At 68.1% G+C, this 17,793-nt stretch carries 16 protein-coding genes, 1 tRNA gene and 1 pseudogene; 10 read left to right on the top strand and 8 right to left on the bottom strand.

The annotated features are described in order from the left end of the window. A pseudogene (locus ACT4N8_RS03205) lies at window positions 1–246 on the bottom strand (glycosyltransferase WbuB); the annotation flags it as partial. A 61-nt stretch (window positions 247–307) separates the two neighbouring features. Here ACT4N8_RS03205 and ACT4N8_RS03200 point away from each other — a divergent pair. Further along, window positions 308–1,240: a right-handed parallel beta-helix repeat-containing protein gene (locus tag ACT4N8_RS03200; protein ID WP_444856694.1), complete on the top strand. Its 933-nt coding sequence runs from the start codon at window positions 308–310 to the stop codon at window positions 1,238–1,240. A gap of 32 nt (window positions 1,241–1,272) precedes the next feature. Here ACT4N8_RS03200 and ACT4N8_RS03195 read toward each other — a convergent pair whose 3' ends face one another. Then, window positions 1,273–3,021 (bottom strand): hypothetical protein, encoded by a 1,749-nt coding sequence (locus ACT4N8_RS03195; RefSeq protein ID WP_444856693.1) that lies wholly within the window; start codon window positions 3,019–3,021, stop codon window positions 1,273–1,275. A gap of 134 nt (window positions 3,022–3,155) precedes the next feature. Between ACT4N8_RS03195 and ACT4N8_RS03190 the strand changes: the two genes are divergently transcribed. The 4 genes from ACT4N8_RS03190 (at window position 3,156) to ACT4N8_RS03175 (ending at window position 7,061) form a co-directional block, all read left to right on the top strand. Continuing rightward, window positions 3,156–3,305 (top strand): hypothetical protein, encoded by a 150-nt coding sequence (locus ACT4N8_RS03190; protein WP_444856692.1) that lies wholly within the window; start codon window positions 3,156–3,158, stop codon window positions 3,303–3,305. Further along, window positions 3,298–4,731, top strand: coding sequence for a DUF5935 domain-containing protein (locus tag ACT4N8_RS03185; RefSeq protein WP_444856691.1), 1,434 nt, complete (start codon window positions 3,298–3,300; stop codon window positions 4,729–4,731). The genes ACT4N8_RS03190 and ACT4N8_RS03185 overlap by 8 nt, the downstream gene beginning before the upstream one ends. Window positions 4,732–4,884: 153 nt before the next feature. Continuing rightward, window positions 4,885–5,877 carry a DNA topoisomerase IB gene (locus tag ACT4N8_RS03180; protein ID WP_444856690.1) on the top strand — a complete coding sequence of 331 codons (993 nt, stop codon included), beginning with the start codon at window positions 4,885–4,887 and terminating at the stop codon, window positions 5,875–5,877. Window positions 5,878–5,900: 23 nt separating this feature from the next. Further along, a complete protein-coding gene (locus ACT4N8_RS03175) occupies window positions 5,901–7,061 on the top strand; it encodes a mechanosensitive ion channel family protein (RefSeq protein ID WP_444856689.1) in 1,161 nt (386 codons plus the stop codon). Window positions 7,062–7,137: 76 nt separating this feature from the next. Here ACT4N8_RS03175 and ACT4N8_RS03170 read toward each other — a convergent pair whose 3' ends face one another. The 3 genes from ACT4N8_RS03170 to putA form a co-directional block, all read right to left on the bottom strand. Beyond that, a complete protein-coding gene (locus ACT4N8_RS03170) occupies window positions 7,138–7,623 on the bottom strand; it encodes a hypothetical protein (protein WP_444856688.1) in 486 nt (161 codons plus the stop codon). A gap of 142 nt (window positions 7,624–7,765) precedes the next feature. Then, complete coding sequence (locus ACT4N8_RS03165) at window positions 7,766–8,290, bottom strand: hypothetical protein (protein ID WP_444856687.1); 525 nt, start codon at window positions 8,288–8,290, stop codon at window positions 7,766–7,768. Between the two features lie 142 nt (window positions 8,291–8,432). Then, entirely contained in the window at window positions 8,433–11,552 is a 3,120-nt protein-coding gene (gene putA, locus ACT4N8_RS03160) for a bifunctional proline dehydrogenase/L-glutamate gamma-semialdehyde dehydrogenase PutA (protein WP_444856686.1), read from the bottom strand. A 55-nt stretch (window positions 11,553–11,607) separates the two neighbouring features. On the opposite strand from putA, the gene ACT4N8_RS03155 reads away from it, so the two are divergent. The 4 genes from ACT4N8_RS03155 (at window position 11,608) to ACT4N8_RS03140 (ending at window position 15,194) form a co-directional block, all read left to right on the top strand. Further along, complete coding sequence (locus tag ACT4N8_RS03155) at window positions 11,608–12,063, top strand: MaoC family dehydratase (protein ID WP_444856685.1); 456 nt, start codon at window positions 11,608–11,610, stop codon at window positions 12,061–12,063. A gap of 93 nt (window positions 12,064–12,156) precedes the next feature. Beyond that, complete coding sequence (locus ACT4N8_RS03150) at window positions 12,157–13,338, top strand: acetyl-CoA C-acyltransferase (protein WP_444856684.1); 1,182 nt, start codon at window positions 12,157–12,159, stop codon at window positions 13,336–13,338. Then, complete coding sequence (locus ACT4N8_RS03145) at window positions 13,335–13,712, top strand: YkvA family protein (RefSeq protein WP_444856683.1); 378 nt, start codon at window positions 13,335–13,337, stop codon at window positions 13,710–13,712. Before ACT4N8_RS03150 ends, ACT4N8_RS03145 begins: the two co-directional genes overlap by 4 nt. A gap of 18 nt (window positions 13,713–13,730) precedes the next feature. After that, entirely contained in the window at window positions 13,731–15,194 is a 1,464-nt protein-coding gene (locus ACT4N8_RS03140; RefSeq protein WP_444856695.1) for an MFS transporter, read from the top strand. Here ACT4N8_RS03140 and ACT4N8_RS03135 read toward each other — a convergent pair. Further along, the gene (locus ACT4N8_RS03135; RefSeq protein WP_444856682.1) at window positions 15,169–15,903 is read right to left on the bottom strand and encodes a queuosine precursor transporter; all 735 of its coding nucleotides are present in this window, start codon (window positions 15,901–15,903) and stop codon (window positions 15,169–15,171) included. The two genes, ACT4N8_RS03140 and ACT4N8_RS03135, sit on opposite strands and share 26 nt — an antisense overlap. An 88-nt stretch (window positions 15,904–15,991) precedes the next feature. Further along, window positions 15,992–16,951, bottom strand: a complete 960-nt coding sequence (locus ACT4N8_RS03130; protein WP_444856681.1) for a right-handed parallel beta-helix repeat-containing protein — start codon at window positions 16,949–16,951, stop codon at window positions 15,992–15,994. 188 nt (window positions 16,952–17,139) lie between these two features. Here ACT4N8_RS03130 and ACT4N8_RS03125 point away from each other — a divergent pair. Continuing rightward, window positions 17,140–17,216: transfer RNA gene (locus tag ACT4N8_RS03125), tRNA-Arg, on the top strand. Between the two features lie 28 nt (window positions 17,217–17,244). On the opposite strand, the gene ACT4N8_RS03120 is transcribed toward ACT4N8_RS03125, so the two are convergent. Next, a complete protein-coding gene (locus ACT4N8_RS03120) occupies window positions 17,245–17,538 on the bottom strand; it encodes a hypothetical protein (protein ID WP_444856680.1) in 294 nt (97 codons plus the stop codon). Window positions 17,539–17,793: the final 255 nt, after the last annotated feature.

The raw sequence follows: 17,793 nt of genomic DNA, 5'->3' as shown, positions 1-17,793 counted from the left end.
GTTCGAGAGTGCCCTGATCTCCCGCCATTCACGCAGCGGCGCCGGCGCGGGCTCCGGTGCGGGCGTGCGGTAGAAGGTGATTCCATCGACCACTTCCGGGTCCGGACCGTCCTTTGCGTGGCGGGCGCCGGTGAGGCAGGCCACCTCCCACTCCCGCGCCAGCTGCGCCTTGACGATGGCGCGGGTACGGAAAGTGTAGCCGCTTTGCAGCGGAAGGCTGTGGTCCAGAACATGGAGAACGCGCATGGCGACCTTATGCCACGCGTGGCTTAACGGCGCGTCAACCGCGATCCGCTAAGGGCACGGCATGATCAGGCCTCTCATCCTCGCCCTCGCCGTCGCGGCGATCGGCCCCGCCGCGCTCGCCCAGTCGGGCGGCGCCTTCACAATCGCCGAGACCGGGCAGAGCTATCGCCGCCTCGCCGACGCGGTCGCCGCGATCGGCGGCGGCCAGGGCACGATCCGCATCGCGCCGGGCCGCTACCGCGACTGCGCGGTGCAGGAAGCCGGGCGGATCGCGTTCGTCGCGCAAGAGCGCGGCACCGCGATCTTCGACGGCGGCATCTGCGAGGGCAAGGCGACGCTCGTGCTGCGCGGGCAAGCCGCCGCCGTAGACGGCCTCGTTTTCACGCACACCCAGGTCGAGGACGGCAACGGCGCCGGCATCCGCATCGAGGAGGGCGATCTCAGCGTCGCCTACAGCCAGTTCCGCGACGCCCAGGGGGGTATCCTCTCGGCGACCGACCCCGACAGCGCGATCTCGATCGATCATTCGACCTTCAGCGGCCTCGGCCGCCGTCCGGACGGCGACGGCGCCCATTCGGTCTATATCGGCCATTTCGGCAGCGTCCGCGTCACCAACTCGCGCTTCGAGCGCGGCACGGGCGGCCATTATCTCAAGGTCCGTGCGCCTCGAGTCGAGATATTGAACAACAGCTTCGACGACAGCCAGGGCCGCGAGACCAATTATTTGATCGACCTCTCCGAAGGCGCGACCGGCCGGATCGCCGGCAACGTCTTCGTCCAGGGCACGGGCAAGGAAAATTACTCCACCCTGATCGCGGTCCACGCCGAGGACGGCGAGAATCCGTCGGCGGGGCTCGTCATCGAGGACAATGAGGCGAGCGTCGCCCCCGGCTTCCGCTGGACCACCGCCTTCGTCGGCGACTGGAGCGGCGAGGAACTGGTGATCCGCAACAACCGCCTCGGCCCGCGCATCACCGAACTGGCGCGGCGTTAGGAACACGCACCAACGTCATCCCGGACGATTCGTCAGGATGACGAGACGGGAAGACGCGCGGTGAGATATTCGAGGTTGGCGATGCGGCGCATCATGCCGCTGTCGCCGATCCGGTCGACCCGGAAAAAGCGGCGCATCGCCGGATAGTCGAGATCGACGACTCGGCCCATATAATCGGGGCTCAGCAGGCCGCCATGCTCGTCGGCGACCGGGCCGGCGCGGCGGCGGAACGCGTAGCTCCTCTGCCTCAGCCAGACGGGCCTGAGCCGCGTTGACGCTTCGCCCAGCCGATGGCTGAGGCTCGGCGGGCCAGCGAAATCGTGGCCGTAGGCCGACATGTGCCTAGCCAAAACAGGGTCGATCGCGGCGAGCAGCATCGCCTCGAACCGCCCTGCATCCTTGAGCGCCAGCGGCAGCTTCACCGCCTCGGCGACCAGCCGGTGGTCGAGGAAAGGCATCAGATAGGCGCCGTGCCGCCCCTCCAGGCTGATCTCGCGCCCGAACAGCGAATGGCAGCGCACGCGCGGATAGATCTGCTCGATCACGGCGCGGTCGAGCGGACCGGGCTCGCCACTCCGGCCCAGCATCGCCAGGATCTTGCCTTCGAGCGCGTCGAGAAAGGCCCGCTCGTCGAACGCTTCGGTTGCGTCGTCCTTGGCGTAGCGGGCGAAGAAGGTCCGGGCGACGGCGGCGGCGGTGAAGCGGCGGTTAGGGAGGAAGAAGAAGTTGCGGAAGACCTCGCCGCAGCCGCCCGAGACGGAAAGCGCGCCGCCGGCATGGCGGGCGTCACGCGCCGCGGCGTTGGCGCCGTTCTCGAACAGCTCTCCGTAATTGGGGAGGCCGTCATACTGGTGAAAGTTGCGCTCGACCTGTTCCGGGAACTCGTCCGGCGTCAGCTCACGCGCGCCTTCCTTGTCGAGCCATTCGACCTCGAAGCCCTCGGCGGCGCCGATCGTCCGCGCGATGCGCACGTCGGCGCTGTTCGCATCGCCATAGACATAGACGGTCGGCCGACAGCCCTCGGCGCGCAAGGCGGCGAGGACGAGGCGCGAATCGAGCCCGCCCGAGAGCGGGCAGAAGACCTTGTCGCCGAAGAAGCGTACATGATCGCCCACCACCGCGAGCAGCCGGTCGCGATGGGCGGCGAGCCTCTCCTCGAGCGGAAGTTGCGCCGCCGCGTCCGGGAGCGGCTTGCCGATGTCGTGGACGACCGTGCCGTCCTCGACCAGCTCGACCGCCTCATAGGGGCTTTGCGTCCGCAGCTCGCTGAATACCGTCCCGGTGCCGATCGGCACGACGTTGAACGCGAATTCATAGACGCCCTGCGGGTCGAAGCTGAGGCGGGGAACCGCCTGCGCCGCGGCGAGCAGCGAGGTGGAAAAGAGCGTCCGGCCCTCGTCGTGGAAGAGCTGGAAGGCGGCGAAATAGTCGGTGAGCAGGAAGCTCCGGCCGCCCCGGTGGATCAGGGCGACGAACTGGCCGGCGATCCGGCTCCAGTCCGGCGAGGGCAGCGCAGTGTCGCGCAGCATCGCCGCCAGCGCCGGCCGGCCCATCAGCCCGTCATAGGTCAGCGTCCCGGCCACCGCGATGAAGTCGGCGCCGTCGCGGTGCAAACTGTCCGGTCCGCCGAGGATGTGTGGCGCGTGGAAGCCGCGCCAGCCGGGCAGCTCGAAATCGGAGAGGCCGGAAAAGCCGCTCAGGCCGAATTGCGCGCGCGCGGCGTCAAACGCGGCATCCGCGCGCCCGCGATCGCTCGCCCGAACGAGAAAGAGGCCGGCCATCGCGTCCCCTTAGCGCGCCTCTCTTAAGAATTTGGGGAAAGCCGCCCCGCCGCGGGACGCCGGCAAGAGCCTTAACGACGCTTCAACCGAAGCTGGGCTATCTGCGGCCGTTCGCGCGGGAAGGCAGTGCCTGAATGATCGACCATTTCGCCCTCGGCCTCACCCACGGCCTGATGCTGCTCGCCGCCTGGCGGCTGCTCTTCCGGCCGGATCTGGAGGACGACGACGCGGCACCGGACGCGCCGCGCGGCTGGGCGCGCAGGGACGGGGGACCCGATGCGTGACCTCGCCCTGATCGGCTTTCTGCTCGCGCTGCTCACGCTCGCGCTCAAGCGGCCGTTCCTGTTCAGCCTCGCCTATATCTATGTCGATACGGTCTCGCCGCAGCGCCTGTCTTATTACCTGCTCAACTCGATCCCGCTGTCGATGATCGTCGCCATGCTGGCGCTGGCCGGCTGGGCGATCGCCGACCGGAAGGACGGCTTCAAGTTCACCGCGCGCCAGGGCCTGATGCTGCTGCTGCTTGCTTACGCTTTGGGCACAACCACCTATGCCGACGTGCCCGACGCCGCCTGGGAGAAATGGGACTGGGTGTGGAAATCGCTGGCCTTCGCGATCTTCCTTCCCTTCACCTTGCGTACCAAGCTGCGGATCGAGGCGGCTCTGCTCTTCCTCACCCTCTCGGCGGGGGCGATCGTCATCGTCGGCGGGCTCAAGACGGTGATGGCCGGCGGCGGCTACGGCGTGCTCAACCTGATGGTCGACAACAATAGCGGCCTCTACGAGAGCAGCACGATCTCGACGCTCGCCATCGGCCTGATCCCGATCATCCTCTGGTTCACGCGCCACGGCACGATCTTCCCCGCGACAGCGGCTGCGGCGCCCCCTGCGGCAGCGGCGAACGGCTTCGCCCGCCCGCACCCGGCCTTCAGCATGCCGCTGATGGTCAAGCTGTTCTGCTACGCCTTGGTCTTCGCCTGCCTGCTGATGCCGATCGGCACCGAGGCGCGCACCGGCCTCGTCTGCATCGCCGTGCTCGGCCTGCTCGTGCTGCGCGACATGAAGATGAAGACCCGGCTGCTGTTCATGGGCGCGGCCGGGGCGCTCGCGCTCGCCGCCATCCCGTTCCTCCCCTCTTCCTTCACCCAGCGCATGGAGACGATCCAGGGCTTCGAGGCCGATCAGTCAGCCAATACCCGCTTGGCCGTCTGGGGCTGGACCTGGGCCTATGTGCAGAGCAATCCGCTCGGCGGCGGCTTCGGCGCCTATCGGCAGAACCGCATTCAGGTCCGCACCGTGGACGAGCGGACCGCCGGCGACGTGCAGGTCGTCTCGACTCAGATGGAGGCGGACGAGGGCCGCGCCTATCACAGCTCCTATTTCGAGATGCTCGGCGAGCAGGGCTTCCCGGGCCTCATTCTCTATCTGCTGATCCACGGCATTGGGCTGGTTCGGATGGAGATTCTCCGCCGCCGCTATCGGCGCACCGAAGGCGAGGAGGCGTGGATCGCGCCGCTCGCCACCGCGCTCCAGCATTTCCAGCTCATCTATCTGGTCGGCGGCATCTTCGTCGGCATCGCCTATGTGCCCTTCGCCTGGCTGATGTTCGCGGTCCAGATCGGCCTCGACGTCCATTGCGGCCGCAAGCGCGCGGCCGAGAGCCGGCAGAACAAGGTAACGGCTTTTCAAGGCGTTCCGGCTACAGGCTGACCCTGGGCCTCTAGCTTAACTGCCAGAGCGGACCGCAGATTACGGTCAGATGCAGGTGAGAGCCCTGCGGGGCCCACCAGCCTTGGCGAAGGCGGGCCGGCGCCACGCGATCGCCCCGGAACGAAACGGCGCCGCCACGGCTTTAGCCGGTTCATGAGCGGACCACGCCTTTGCTACAGCGACGACAGCGCCCCCGGGATCAGCCGGCGGCGCAAGGGCCGCTATTGGCAATATTTCGCCGCCGACGGAAAACGAATCACCGACCGCGACGAGATCGACCGGCTGAACGCGATCGGCCTGCCGCCCGCTTATGTCGACGCCTGGTTCTGCCCGAAGCCGAACGGCCATATCCAGGCGGTCGGTTGGGACGAAAAGGGCCGCAAGCAATATCGCTACCACCCCGATTTCCGCGAGAAGCAGGAGGCGGTGAAATATGACCGGCTGCGCGATTTCGCCCGCGCCTTGCCGAAGCTGCGGCGGCGGGTGCGGGCGGACCTGCGCAAGCGCAAGCTGGGCCGCGACACCGTGATCGCGGCCGTCGTCCGCCTGCTCGACACGGGCTGCATCCGGATCGGCAACGAGGCCTATGCGCGCGACAACAAAAGCTACGGCGCGACCACCCTGCGCAACCGTCACGCCAAGGTCCACGGCCGCACGCTCAAGATGCGCTTCAAGGCGAAAAGCGGCCAGGAGCGCGAGCTTTCGATCACCGACGCGACGCTGAGCCGGATCGTCAGGCAATGCCAGGATCTGCCCGGCCAGCACCTCTTCCAGTACGTGAACGGCGACGGCGAGCCGCAGCCGGTCAGCTCGACCGACGTCAACGATTATATCAGAGACATCATGGGCGAGGCTTTCACCGCCAAGCATTTCCGCACCTGGAGCGCCAGCGTGATCGCCTTCGAGCAGGTTTGCGAATCGGATGGCGAAGGCGTCGGCCTCAAGGCTATGATCGAGCCGGTTGCCGAAATGCTCGGCAACACGCCCGCCATCGCCCGCAAATCATATATCCATCCGGCGCTGGTCGAGGCAGCGAAGGTTCGGAACGGCAAGGGCTTCGCCGGGTTGAAATGTCCGCGCGCGACGAAGTATCTGTCGAGCGCCGAACGCGGCCTCGCCGCCTTCCTGGCCAAGACCGGCCGCTGAAACAGCAGGACATCCTCTCGAGAATGAACGACAGCGCCCCCCTGAACGTGCAAGCCAACATGCTCTGGTCCGACACCCGCGAATGGCTGTCCGAAAGCAGCTTCGAAATCCTGATCGGCGCCAGCGTCGCCGCGGGGATCGTCCTCCTCCTGATGGGCGCCAAATGGATCGGCATGCGCATCTGCCGCTCCGATCCCGGGCACGACCATTGGCGCACCGTGCTCGGCCGGGTCCTCGCCCGCACCCGCTTCTGGTTCATGATCATCGCCGCCCTCCGGCTCGTCGTCGGCTACGCGGAGGCGCCGGCGTCGATCGCGATGACCGTCGGCGTCCTCTTCGTCATCGCCGCGGTCATCCAGGGCGCATTGTGGGTGCGCGAGCTCATCCTCGGCATTATCGAATTGCGCGCCGGCGGCATCGACGAGGGCAGCTCGCTCGGCAGCGCGATCGGCCTCATTCGGCTGCTCGTCTCGATAGCGATCTTCATCATTGCCGGCATCGTCGTGCTCGACAATCTGGGCGTGAACGTCACCGGCCTCGTCGCCGGCCTCGGCATCGGCGGCATCGCCATCGGCCTCGCCGCGCAGGGCATTTTCTCGGACCTGTTCGCGGCGCTCGCGATCATCTTCGACCGGCCGTTCCGGCGCGGCGACACGATCAGTTTCGGCTCGCCGCCGACCACCGGCATGGTCGAAGAGATCGGCCTCAAGACCACCCGCATCCGCTCGCTGACCGGCGAGGAGGTGGTGATGGCCAACGCCAAATTGCTCGAGCAGCAGCTCCAGAACTGGGCGCTGCTCCATCGGCGGCGGAACGTCATGCATTTCGGCGTGATCTACCAGACCGAGCCCGACGTGCTGGCGCAGATTCCGCTCGAGCTGAAGGAGATCGTCGAGGCGCAGCCGCTGGGCAGCTACGACCGCTGCCACGCCTGGCAGTTCGGCGCTTCGTCGGTCGATTTCGAATTGGTCTTCTTCACCGAGAGCCCGGACATGGCCGATTTCATGTCGGTGCGGCAGGCGATCATGCTCGGCATGATGCGCAAATTCGCCGAATTGGGCATCGAGTTCGCCTATCCGACCCAGACGACCTTCACGGCCGCCCCGGACGGCTCGATGATCATGCCCTATCCTGCCGTGCAGCCGGTCAAAAGGATCGACCTCAAGGACGACGAGAAGGATTGAGCCCCGGCGGCTGGCATGGGGGGGAGGCTGCCGCCGGGACTCCAGGGCCTAGACCCCAGCCGAAGGGAACGGGGGCTCAGGCGGCGCGGTCGAGCCGCGCGCCCTCCTCGAGCATTCGTTCCCAATTCTCGATCGAGATGGCGTCGAGATATTCGCGCTGCATCTCGGGGGTGAGGACTTCGAGGAGCAGGCAGTTCTCGACCCACAATTCGATCACGCCGAACGCGCCGCCGCGGCTGCAATATTTGCTCGTCCAGCCCTCGCGGGTGGCGATCGCACAGACCTCGGCGAGCTCCATTTCGGTCGCGATCGCCATGTGGACCGGGCTGTGGCGGCGGGGCACGCCGGCGACGCCATAGGCGCCCGCCTCGCCCGCGCCCTCGATGAGCTGGGTACCGCGCGGATAGACCTCGATCATCGTCCCGCGCGCGTCGCCCGCCAGCGCGACCCACGAGCCGTCGATCACGGCCGGGAAGGGCAGCGCTTTGCCGCCCATGATCTCGGCGAGCACACCGGCGACGCGGCGCGGATCGTCGGCGTCGATGGAAAGATGGAACAGCATTGGAATGAACCCCTTCTTGTCTGTCGGGGAAGCGGTGCCGGAGCGGGCTGAAGGTCGCGACGGCTTTCCGACGACGCCGACGGCTGATGCGACCGGATTGCCGTTCCAGCGACGAAACGGAGCCAAAGCGCGACGAAGCCGCCTAGCTTCGCACCTGCACGAGCACGAGCGAGACTTTGTAGGGACGCCGATACCAGCGCCAGCGGTCGAGCCGCGCGCGAAAGCTCTTCGGCCGGGCGAAGGCGACGAGCCCGGCCAGAACCGTCCGCGCGGCCTCGCCGACCACCGTCCCGCCGCTGGCGCGAATCCGGTCGGCATAGCTGCCCCCGCTCACCTCCTCGGCGATAAGCGGCGTGCTGCGGGCGAACAGGGCGGCGAGCGCCTCGGGCGTCGGGCGGTAGCCGGTGTCGATCGGGTCGGCATGGTAGGGATAGCTCGACGGCACCGTCGCGAGGATCAGCCCGCCGGGCGCGACGATTTCCTCGCAGGCCGCGGCGAGCGCCGCCGGATCGCGGACATGCTCGAGCAGGTTGGCGCAGAGGACACAGCGGAATCCGCGCACCCTCAGCGCCTTCGCGACCTCGCGCTCACGCACGTCGCCGGCGACATCGACGCCGTCGGCGGCCTTGAGGTCGCTGTGGACGATCTCGACCCCCGCCGCCTCCAAGGGACGAATCAGCTCGCGGGCGATGTGCGGCTGGTCGACCTCGCGGAAGTGCCGTGTGGACGAGCCGAGATTGAGAAGAGGCGAGATCGCCCCCTGCGCCAGCAGGATCTCGCGGATTCGGATGGCCTCTTCCGCGAGCAGCCTAGAAGCCCACGTCGTCGAGGCTGAGCAGGGTCGCGTTGCCGCCTGAGCTGGTCGTGTCGGTGCTCGTCACGCGCTCGGCGCAGAAGCGGAGCAGATAATGCGGGCCGCCGGCTTTCGGCCCGGTGCCGCTCAGCCCCTCGCCGCCGAAGGGCTGCGAGCCGACGATGGCGCCGATCATCGAGCGGTTGACGTAGAGATTGCCCGCCTCACCCAGCTCCTCGACCGTCTCCGCCGCGCGGGCGATGCGGCTGTGCAGGCCCATGGTGAGCCCGTAGCCGCTGGAATTGACCCGCCGCACCGTCTCGGCGAGCCGGCCGGAGGGCCAGGTGGCGACGTGGAGGAGGGGGCCGAACCATTCGCGGTCGACCGCTTCGATGCTGTCGGCGCGGATCAGGGTCGGCGGGACGAACAGCCCTTCCTCCGGCGCGGGGATCGTGTGCACCCAGTCGGCAGCGCAGCTCTCGCGATAGTCCATCAGCTTGGCGAAAGCACCGCGATCGATCACCGGGCCGACGTCGGTCGCCGGATCGGCCGGGTCGCCGACGATGAGCGTATCCATCGCCCCTTTGAGCATCTCCAGCGTGCGCTCGGCGATCTCCTCCTGGAGGCAGAGCAGGCGCAATGCCGAGCAGCGTTGGCCGGCCGAGCGAAAGGCGCTGGTCACGACGTCCTGCACGACCTGCTCGGGGAGCGCGGTCGAATCGACGATCATCGCGTTGATCCCGCCGGTCTCGGCGATCAGCGGCACCAGAGGCCTGTTCTCGTCGGCGAGCAGATCGCGGGCGATGCGCCTCGCGGTCGCGGTCGAGCCGGTGAAGGCGACACCGTCGACCCCCGGATTGCGGACCAAGGCCGCCCCGGTCTCCGGCCCGCCGGTGACCAACACCAAAGCCTCGCGCGGGACGCCGGCGGCATAAGCGAGCTCGACCGCGCGACGGGCGATGCGCGGCGTCTGCGGCGCCGGCTTGGCGATCACCGCATTGCCAGCGGCGAGCGCGGCGGCGACCTGACCCAAAAAGATGGCGAGCGGGAAATTCCACGGCGCGATGCAGAGCCAGACGCCGCGGCCCTCCATCCTCAGCACATTGCGCTCGCCGGTCGGCCCGGACAGCTCGACCGGCTGCAGCCGGGCGACCGCCTGCGCGCCGTAATAGCGGCAGAAATCGACCGCCTCGCGCACCTCGGCGAGCGCGTCGGGGATGGTCTTCTTCGCCTCCTGCACGGCGACCCGCATCAGCTCGAGCCGGTTCTCCTCGAGCAAGTCGGCGAGCCGGGCGAGGATCGCGGCGCGCGCCTCGACCGGCGTGCGCGACCAGTCTTCGAAGCCGCCCCGCGCCCGCGCTACCGCGGCAAGCGCGCTGGCCCGTTCATCGGCGGAGAGCGCGTCGAGCGGCGCCTCGGCGCGCAGGTCCCAGCTCACCCGGCCGGCCTCGTCGGCGGGGGCGGTGGCGAGCGCCTCGGCCATGTCGCTGCGGCTAGCGAGGCCGAGATCGCCCGACGGGCCCGGCCCCATCCGCGCCGGCGGCAGCGGCTCGGCCACCGCCGCCGCGGTTCCCGCCAGATCGTCGCGGTCGTTGAAATCGATGCCGGCGCTGTTCTTGCGCTCGGGCATGAACAAATCCTCGGGCAGCGGGATGCTCGGATGGCGGGTGCCGCCGACCGCCGCGATCTTCGCGACCGGATCGGCCAGCAGATCCGCGTCGCTCAGGCTTTCGTCGGCGAGCTGGTGGACGAAGGAGGAATTGGCGCCGTTCTCCAGCAATCGCCGGACGAGATAGGCGAGCAGGTCGCGATGCCCCCCGACGGGCGCGTAGATGCGGGTGTTGTAGCCCGCCTCGCGGACGAGGTCCTCGTACAGCCCCTCGCCCATGCCGTGCAGCCGCTGGAACTCGAAATCGCGGCTCTCGCCCGCCCATTCGAGCAGGGTCGCCACGGTCAGCGCATTGTGCGTGGCGAAGGCCGGATAGATATTTGAAGCTTGAAGCATGTCCCTGGCGCAGGCGAGATAGGAGACGTCGGTCGCCGCCTTGCGGGTGAACAGCGGGTAATCGACCAGCCCCTGCTCCTGCGTGCGCTTGATCTCCGTGTCCCAATAAGCGCCCTTGACGAGCCGGACCGGGATTTGCCGCTTCGTCTTCGCCGCCAGCGCCTCGATCCAGGCGACGGTCGGCCGGCAGCGCTTGCCATAGGCCTGCACCGCCATGCCGAGCCCGTCCCAGCCCTTGAGCGCGGGCAGGCCCGCGACGGCCTCGAAAATATCGAGGCTCATCTCCAGCCGCTCGGTTTCCTCGGCGTCGATCGTGAAGGGGATGTCGAAGCCGGCGGCGAGCAGGGCGAGCGCCTCGACCTGCTCAGTCAGCGAGGCGACGCAGCGATCATATTGCGCGACCTCGTAGCGCGGGTGGAGCGCCGATAATTTTACCGAGATCGAATGCCCCTTGTCGGCGACCTTGCCAACCGCGCGGATCGCATCTTCATAAGCGTCGAAATAGCGCCGCGCGTCTTCGAAGGTCCGCGCCGCCTCACCGAGCATGTCGAAGCTCGCCATGAAGCCGCGATTCTCTCGCTTGCCCATCCGCTCGATCGCCTCGCCGATATCGCGGCCCATGACGAAAATCTCGCCCATCATCCGCATCGCCGCGCCGACGCCCTGGCGGACGAAGGGCTCGCCCGCGCGCGCGATCAGCTTCTTGAGGATCGTGGCGTTCTCGCTGTCGCTGGTCAGCGCGCGGCCGATGACGAGCCCCCAGGTCGCGGTGTTGACCAAGGCCGAATTGGCCTTGCCCTTGTGCTTGCGCCAGTCGCCCTCGCCGAGCTTGTCCGCGATCAGGCTGTCGGCGGTGTCGGGATCGGGGACGCGCAGAAAGGCCTCCGCGAGGCTGAGCAGCGCGATCCCCTCCTGCGTGTTGAGCCGATATTGCTGGAGGAACTGGTTGACCCAGCCCTTGCTCTGCGTCTCGCGCAGCTCGCCGAGCATCGCGAGCGCGCGCGTTTCGACCCGGCCGCGCGAATCGGCGTCGAGCGTGGCGCGCCTGAGCAGCGGCGCCAGCACCTCCGGCTCGGGCGCCCGTAGCAATTTCCTGATCTCAGCGCGCGCCGATGCCGTAGCGTCAGCCATCCAGTCTTCCTCTTGAGGCTTGTGTCTCGTGTCGCCGCCGCCCTAGACCGAAGCCATGCCCATCGCCAGTGTCGAAGAGATCGCCGCAAAGGTCGGCCAGGAGGTCGGGGTTTCCGACTGGATTTTAGTCGATCAGGCGCGGATCGACGCCTTCGCCGAGGACACCGAGGATCGCCAGTTCATCCATGTCGATCCGGAAGGCGCGGCGCGGACTCCGTTCGGCGGCACCATCGCCCACGGCTTCCTCACCCTATCGCTGCTCAGCCGGATGGCGGCCGACGCGATGCTCCGGCCCGAGAACATCAAAATGGGCGTCAATTACGGCTTCGAGAAGGTCCGCTTCCTCGCCCCCGTGCGCGCCGGCAAGAAGGTGCGCGGCCGCTTCGTGCTGGCCAGCTTCGAGGAGAAGCGCCCCGGCCAGTATCAGTTCACCCACCAAGTCACGGTCGAGATCGAAGGCGAGGACAAGCCCGCATTGATCGCCGACTGGATCGGCATGATCTTCGTATGAGCAACGCAGGGACAGTTACTTTCACGCGCGACGGCGCGTCGTCTCACCCCGCGGCGCTTGAAAGTAACTGTCCCCTCTTCTGAAAGGACCATCATGGCCAACCGCGAAGCCGTTATCGTCTCCACCGCCCGCACGCCGATCGGCAAGGCCTATAAGGGCGCGTTCAACGCCACCCCCTCCCCCACTCTCGCCGCCCACGCGATCCGCGCCGCGGTCGAGCGGGCCGGGGTCGATCCCGCCGAGATCGACGATGTCATCATGGGTGCCGCGCTCCAGCAGGGCGTGCAGGCGACGATCGGCCGCACCGCCGCTTTGCGCGCCGGCCTCCCCGTCACCGTCGCGGGCATGTCGATCGACCGCCAGTGCGCCTCCGGCCTGATGGCGATCGCAACCGCGGCCAAGCAGGTGATCGTCGACCGGATGGACGTGGTCGTGGCCGGCGGGGTCGAATCGATCTCGATGGTGCAGACGCCGGAGATGCGGCTCGGCGGCGACCCCGAGCTCGTCGCGATGCACAAGGACGTCTACATGCCGATGATCGGCACCGCCGAGGTGGTGGCGAAGCGCTACGAGATCGGCCGCGCCGCCATGGACGAATATGCGCTCCAGTCGCAGCAGCGCACCGCCGCCGCCCAGGCCGCCGGCAAGTTCGACGACGAGATCATCGCCTGCGATGCGGCGATGATCGTCAAGGACAAGGCGACGGGCGAGACCTCCAAGCAGGTGGTCACCATCACAAAGGACGAGGGCAATAGGGCGGATACCACGCTGGAGGGACTCGCCTCGCTGCAGCCCGTGATGGGACCGGACGCCAACATCACCGCCGGCAACGCTTCGCAGCTTTCGGACGGCGCCTCGGTCTCGGTCGTCATGGAGGCGAGCCTCGCCGCCGAGCGCGGCCTCGCCCCGCTCGGCCGCTATCTCGGCATGGCCGTCGCCGGCACCGAGCCCGACGAGATGGGCATCGGCCCGGTCTTCGCAGTGCCCAAGCTGCTCGACCGGTTCGGCCTCAGCGTCGGCGACATTGGCCTGTGGGAATTGAACGAGGCGTTCGCGGTCCAGGTCATCTACTGCCGCGACCGGCTCGGCATCGACAACGACAAGCTCAACGTCAACGGCGGCGCGATCTCGATCGGCCACCCCTACGGCATGTCGGGCGCGCGCCTCACCGGCCACGCTTTGATCGAGGGCAAGCGCCGCGGCGCCAAATATGTCGTCGTCACCATGTGCGTCGGCGGCGGCATGGGCGCGGCGGGGCTGTTCGAGGTGCTGTGACTCCGCGCCGGACCTCTCTCCTCGAGCGGCTCCGGATCGACACCCATGCCGTCTGGCTGGCGGCGCGCGATCCGCGCACGCCCTGGCATGCCCGCGCGCTCGGCCTGCTCGTCGCCGCTTACGCGTTGTCGCCGATCGACCTGATCCCGGACTTCATCCCCGTCTTCGGTCTGCTCGACGACGCGGTGCTGATCCCGGCGGGCATCTGGCTGTTCCTGAAGCTGCTGCCGCCCCGCCTGTTCGAGGAGCATCGCACCGCCGCGCGCGCCGCCGCCCAACGGCCGCGCAGCCGCGCCGGCATCCTGGTCGTCCTCGTCGCCTGGATCATACTTGCGCTTCTTGCATTGTCGCTTTTGCGCTGGGCCTATGCCTAGCGGCGCCAACGTCGCGCAATAGCCACCCACGGGCGTTCCCGGAGACGCAAGCTGAGCCTGCCCCTTCCCAGCCCCTGCGACGGCGCCGACGGCACGACCAGGGCCGGCGGCGAAGCGAAGCATCCGCGCCTGATCCTCACCGTCTGCATCCTCGCCTCGAGCCTGGCCTTCATCGACGGCTCCGTGCTGAACGTCGCGCTGCCGGCGATCGGACGCAGCTACGACGCCGCCACCGCCGAGGTGCAGTGGGTGGTCAATGCCTTCACTTTGCCGCTGACCGCCTTGCTGCTGCTCGGCGGCGCGGCGGGCGACCTCTACGGGCGCCGGCGGCTGATGCTGTGGGGTATCGCCCTCTTCGCCGCCGCCTCTTTGCTCTGCGCCACCGCGCCCAGCCTCGAAATCTTCCTCACCGCGCGCGCGTTGCAGGGCCTGGGCGGGGCGATGCTGATGCCGAACAGCCTCGCCATCCTGAGCGCCGCGTTCGCCGGCGAGGCGCGCGGCCGCGCGGTCGGCACCTGGGCGGCGGTGGGCGCGATGGCGGGCGCGGCGGCGCCGTTGCTCGGCGGCTGGATCGTCGACAATGCGAGCTGGCCGCTCATCTTCCTCATCAACCTGCCCATCGCAGCCGGAGCGATCCTGCTCGGCTGGCGCTATGTTCCGGAAAGCAGAAACGAGGGACGCCCGTCGCCCGACTGGGTCGGCGCGCTGCTCGGCACGGCGAGCCTCGGCGCGCTGACCTGGGCGCTGACGGCCTGGTCGGCGGCCGGCGCGCTGGACACCGCCACGCTCGTCTCGCTCGGCGCGGGAATTATCCTCGCCTTAGCCTTCCTCATGGCCGAGCGGCGCCGGGGCGAGAGCGCGATGGTGCCGCTCGCCATGTTCGGCTCGCGCCCGTTCGTCGGGCTGACGATCTTCACCTTCCTGCTCTACGGCGCGCTCGGCGGCCTGATGCTGGTCTTGCCCTACATGCTGATCGAGGCGGGCGGCTATCCCGCCGCCACCGCGGGCGCGGCCTTGCTGCCGCTGCCCATCGTGATCGCCATCGGATCGCCGCTGATGGGCAAGCTCGCCGCTCGGATCGGCCCGCGCTGGCCGCTGACGCTAGGGCCCCTGCTCGTCGCGGGCGGCTTCGCGCTGGCGCTCAGGATCGGGGCGGAGACCAGCTACTGGACGAGCGTGTTTCCCGCCATCTTCGCCGTTTCGGCGGGGATGGCGATCGCGGTCGCGCCGCTGACCACGGCCGTGCTGAGCGCGGTCGAGCAGAGCCATGTCGGCACTGCCTCGGGCCTCAACAGCGCCGTCGCGCGCGGCGGCGGGCTGATCGCGGTCGCCTTGCTCGGCGCGGTCCTGTCGCAGCAGGGCGCGGCGCTGATCGCGGGCTTCCACGGCGCGGCGCTGGCCGGAGTCGCGCTGGCCCTGGTCTCCTCGCTCACCGCCTTCGCGACGCTGGGATCGTTCAAACCTTCGCCCGGAACGGCGTGAAGTCCGTCCTCTCATCATAGACGTCGACGCCCTCGCGCCGCTTGAGCCAGCCGACCACGGCATAAGTGACCGGGGTCAGCAGCGCCTCCCAGCCGACCTTGAGCGCCCATTGCGTGGCGAGAACGACGAGCAAAGTATCCGTCTCCCAGACGCCGTAGAATGCCAGCGGGTAGAAGATCAGGCTGTCGACACCCTGCCCAACCACCGTCGAGCCGATCGTGCGGCTCCAGAGATGCCGGCCGCGCGTCCACAGCTTCATCCGCGCCAGCACATAGGAATTGACGAACTCGCCCGCCCAGAAAGCGGCGATCGAGGCCATAACGATGCGCGGCACCTGCCCGAACACCGCCTCATAGGCCGCCTGGCCGGTCCAGTCCGCCGCCGGCGGCAGCGCCACCACGACCCAGGCCATGAACGCCATGAACAGGAGCGCGCCGAACCCCGCCCAGATGCAGCGCCGGGCGCGGGCATAGCCATAAACCTCAGTGAGGATGTCGCCGATCACGTAGGAGATTGGGAAGAAGAGGATGCCCGCGCCGAACGGCCAGAGGCCGATCCCCGGCAGGTCGATCACCGCGACCTTGCCGGCGCCGAGCACGTTCGAAAGCAGGAGAATGGTGACGAACGCCGCCATCACCAGGTCGAAATATTTGAGCGGCCGCCCCGCCAGCGCGCCCGCTTCGACCGCCCTGATCCTCTCCCCGCTCATCGCCCCCGGATAGCGGGGTTCCCGCCTTTGACAAAGCTTGCCGAGAAGCGGGACCGGAACGCGCCCGGTCCCGCCGCCCGAGGGAACTCTAGCTCTTCGGCAGGATCGACGAGAAGGCGCCCGGAATGTTGTTGGCGATCAGACGATTGTCGCCGAAGCTCTGGATGGGGGCGCCGAGCGCCGAGACGAGACCGTTGGTATTGGCCTGGATCGTCGTGTTGCCGACCGCGACCTGCGTTGTGCCGCCGCTGGAGCTGATCCCGGTGCCGTTATTGTAGACGATCGAATCGACCAGCGAGACGGTGATTCCGGTCGTGCCGGCCGGCGACAGCACCGACAAGCCGACAGTGCTTCCGGCAAGCCGGGAGCGCGAGATCGCGATATTGGTGCTGGGACCGGTGTTTCCGGTCGTGTTGGCGCTCACCCCGAAGCCGCTGTTGTTCGAGATGTCCGATTGGTCGATCGTCACCCGCGAACCCCCGCCGGCCCCGGTCGGCTGGACCAGCACGCCGCCGCCGGTCGCGCCGGCGCCGTTCTCGGTGATCGTCACATTGTCCAGGAACAGCTCGGAAAAGGCGCTCGGCTGGAAGGAGATGCCGGTCCCGTTCGCGCCGCGGAAATCGCTGATCGTCGTGTTGCGCACGTGGAGCGCAGCGCCGGAGATAAAGCGGATGCCGTTGAGACCGGTGCCGACGCCCTCGATGTCGAGCCCGCTCAGCACGACCACGCCGCCGGCCCCCGCGTTGACGACGATCGCGTTGGTGCCGGAGACGAGCACGCCGCCCTCGACATTGTCGCAGATGATCGAGATCGACTTGGTGATCGTGACCCCGCCGAACCCGCCCGAATCGAGGCAGTTGATCTCGCCGCCCGCGGCGGTCTTGGAGATGGCACCCGCGAAGGTCTTGCACGGCGCGGTGCGGCTGCACGGATTGGCGTCGTCGCCGACTCCCGAAACCCAGGTGCGCGTGGCCTGCGCATGCGCCACGCCGGCCGCCGCCCCGGTAACCAGGCAGGCGAACAGGACGCGTGTAAAGAATCGAGTCATTTCTTGCCCCTCCTCATCGCTTACTTGCTCGAAACGACATTACGCCTGTTTCGCCTGCTAATAAACAGCGGAGATTTATGTGAACCGCGAAAAGTAAACTGGCCTGGCGCGCGCGAGGGACGACGTTTGCGGGCCTGTCGCGGACGCGGTTTCGATCTTCACCAAAGCGCGCTAAGCCGTCGCCACGCGCGCCCGTAGCTCAGTTGGACAGAGCACGAGCCTTCTAAGCTTGGGGTCGCAGGTTCGAATCCTGCCGGGCGCGCCACTGCTCGGCAGGATTCGAACCTGCCGGGTCATTCGTTTGCCGGCCTCCGCCGACGGCTGGTTCGAATCCCGCCCGCCGCGCCCTGATTGTAGGAGCTGATCTGCTCGAGATTGGGGCCGAACTCGGCCCGGGCGGTCATGGTGGTCGCGCCGTGGCGGAACGCGCCCGTCCCTTGCGCGACCGTGCGGTCGGCGATCGAGGCGACGTAGGAGAGGTCGGCGGTGCCGTTATTGCCGACATGGCCCATCTGGCGCCCGTCGAACCGGTACCACAGCTCGTGGGGATCGCCGCCGGACTGGCCGTCCACCTCGTGGCGCTTCACGATCTGGCCGTGCTGGTCGTAGCCGAAGCTCTCGGTGAGGAGGCCGCCGGGCCCGGGAATCGCTACACGTGCGCCGCCCGTGCGGGCGGCGGAAGTATACCAAGTCTACCGGGATCGCGGGAGAAAGGCGTGTGTTTTCAGTAGAGCGAGGATTAGCGCGGAAGGTGACAAAAGTTCAGCATCCAAGGCGAAAAAATCTCCCCTTCCCGTCAGGGCGGATGCGGAGGTGCGGACGAGGCTGACAGGATCAAAGAG

Origin of the sequence: Sphingosinicella sp. (genome assembly GCF_052387495.1) — a bacterium.
Taxonomy (GTDB): domain Bacteria; phylum Pseudomonadota; class Alphaproteobacteria; order Sphingomonadales; family Sphingomonadaceae; genus Allosphingosinicella.
This window is presented reverse-complemented; position numbering and strand designations above follow the sequence as displayed.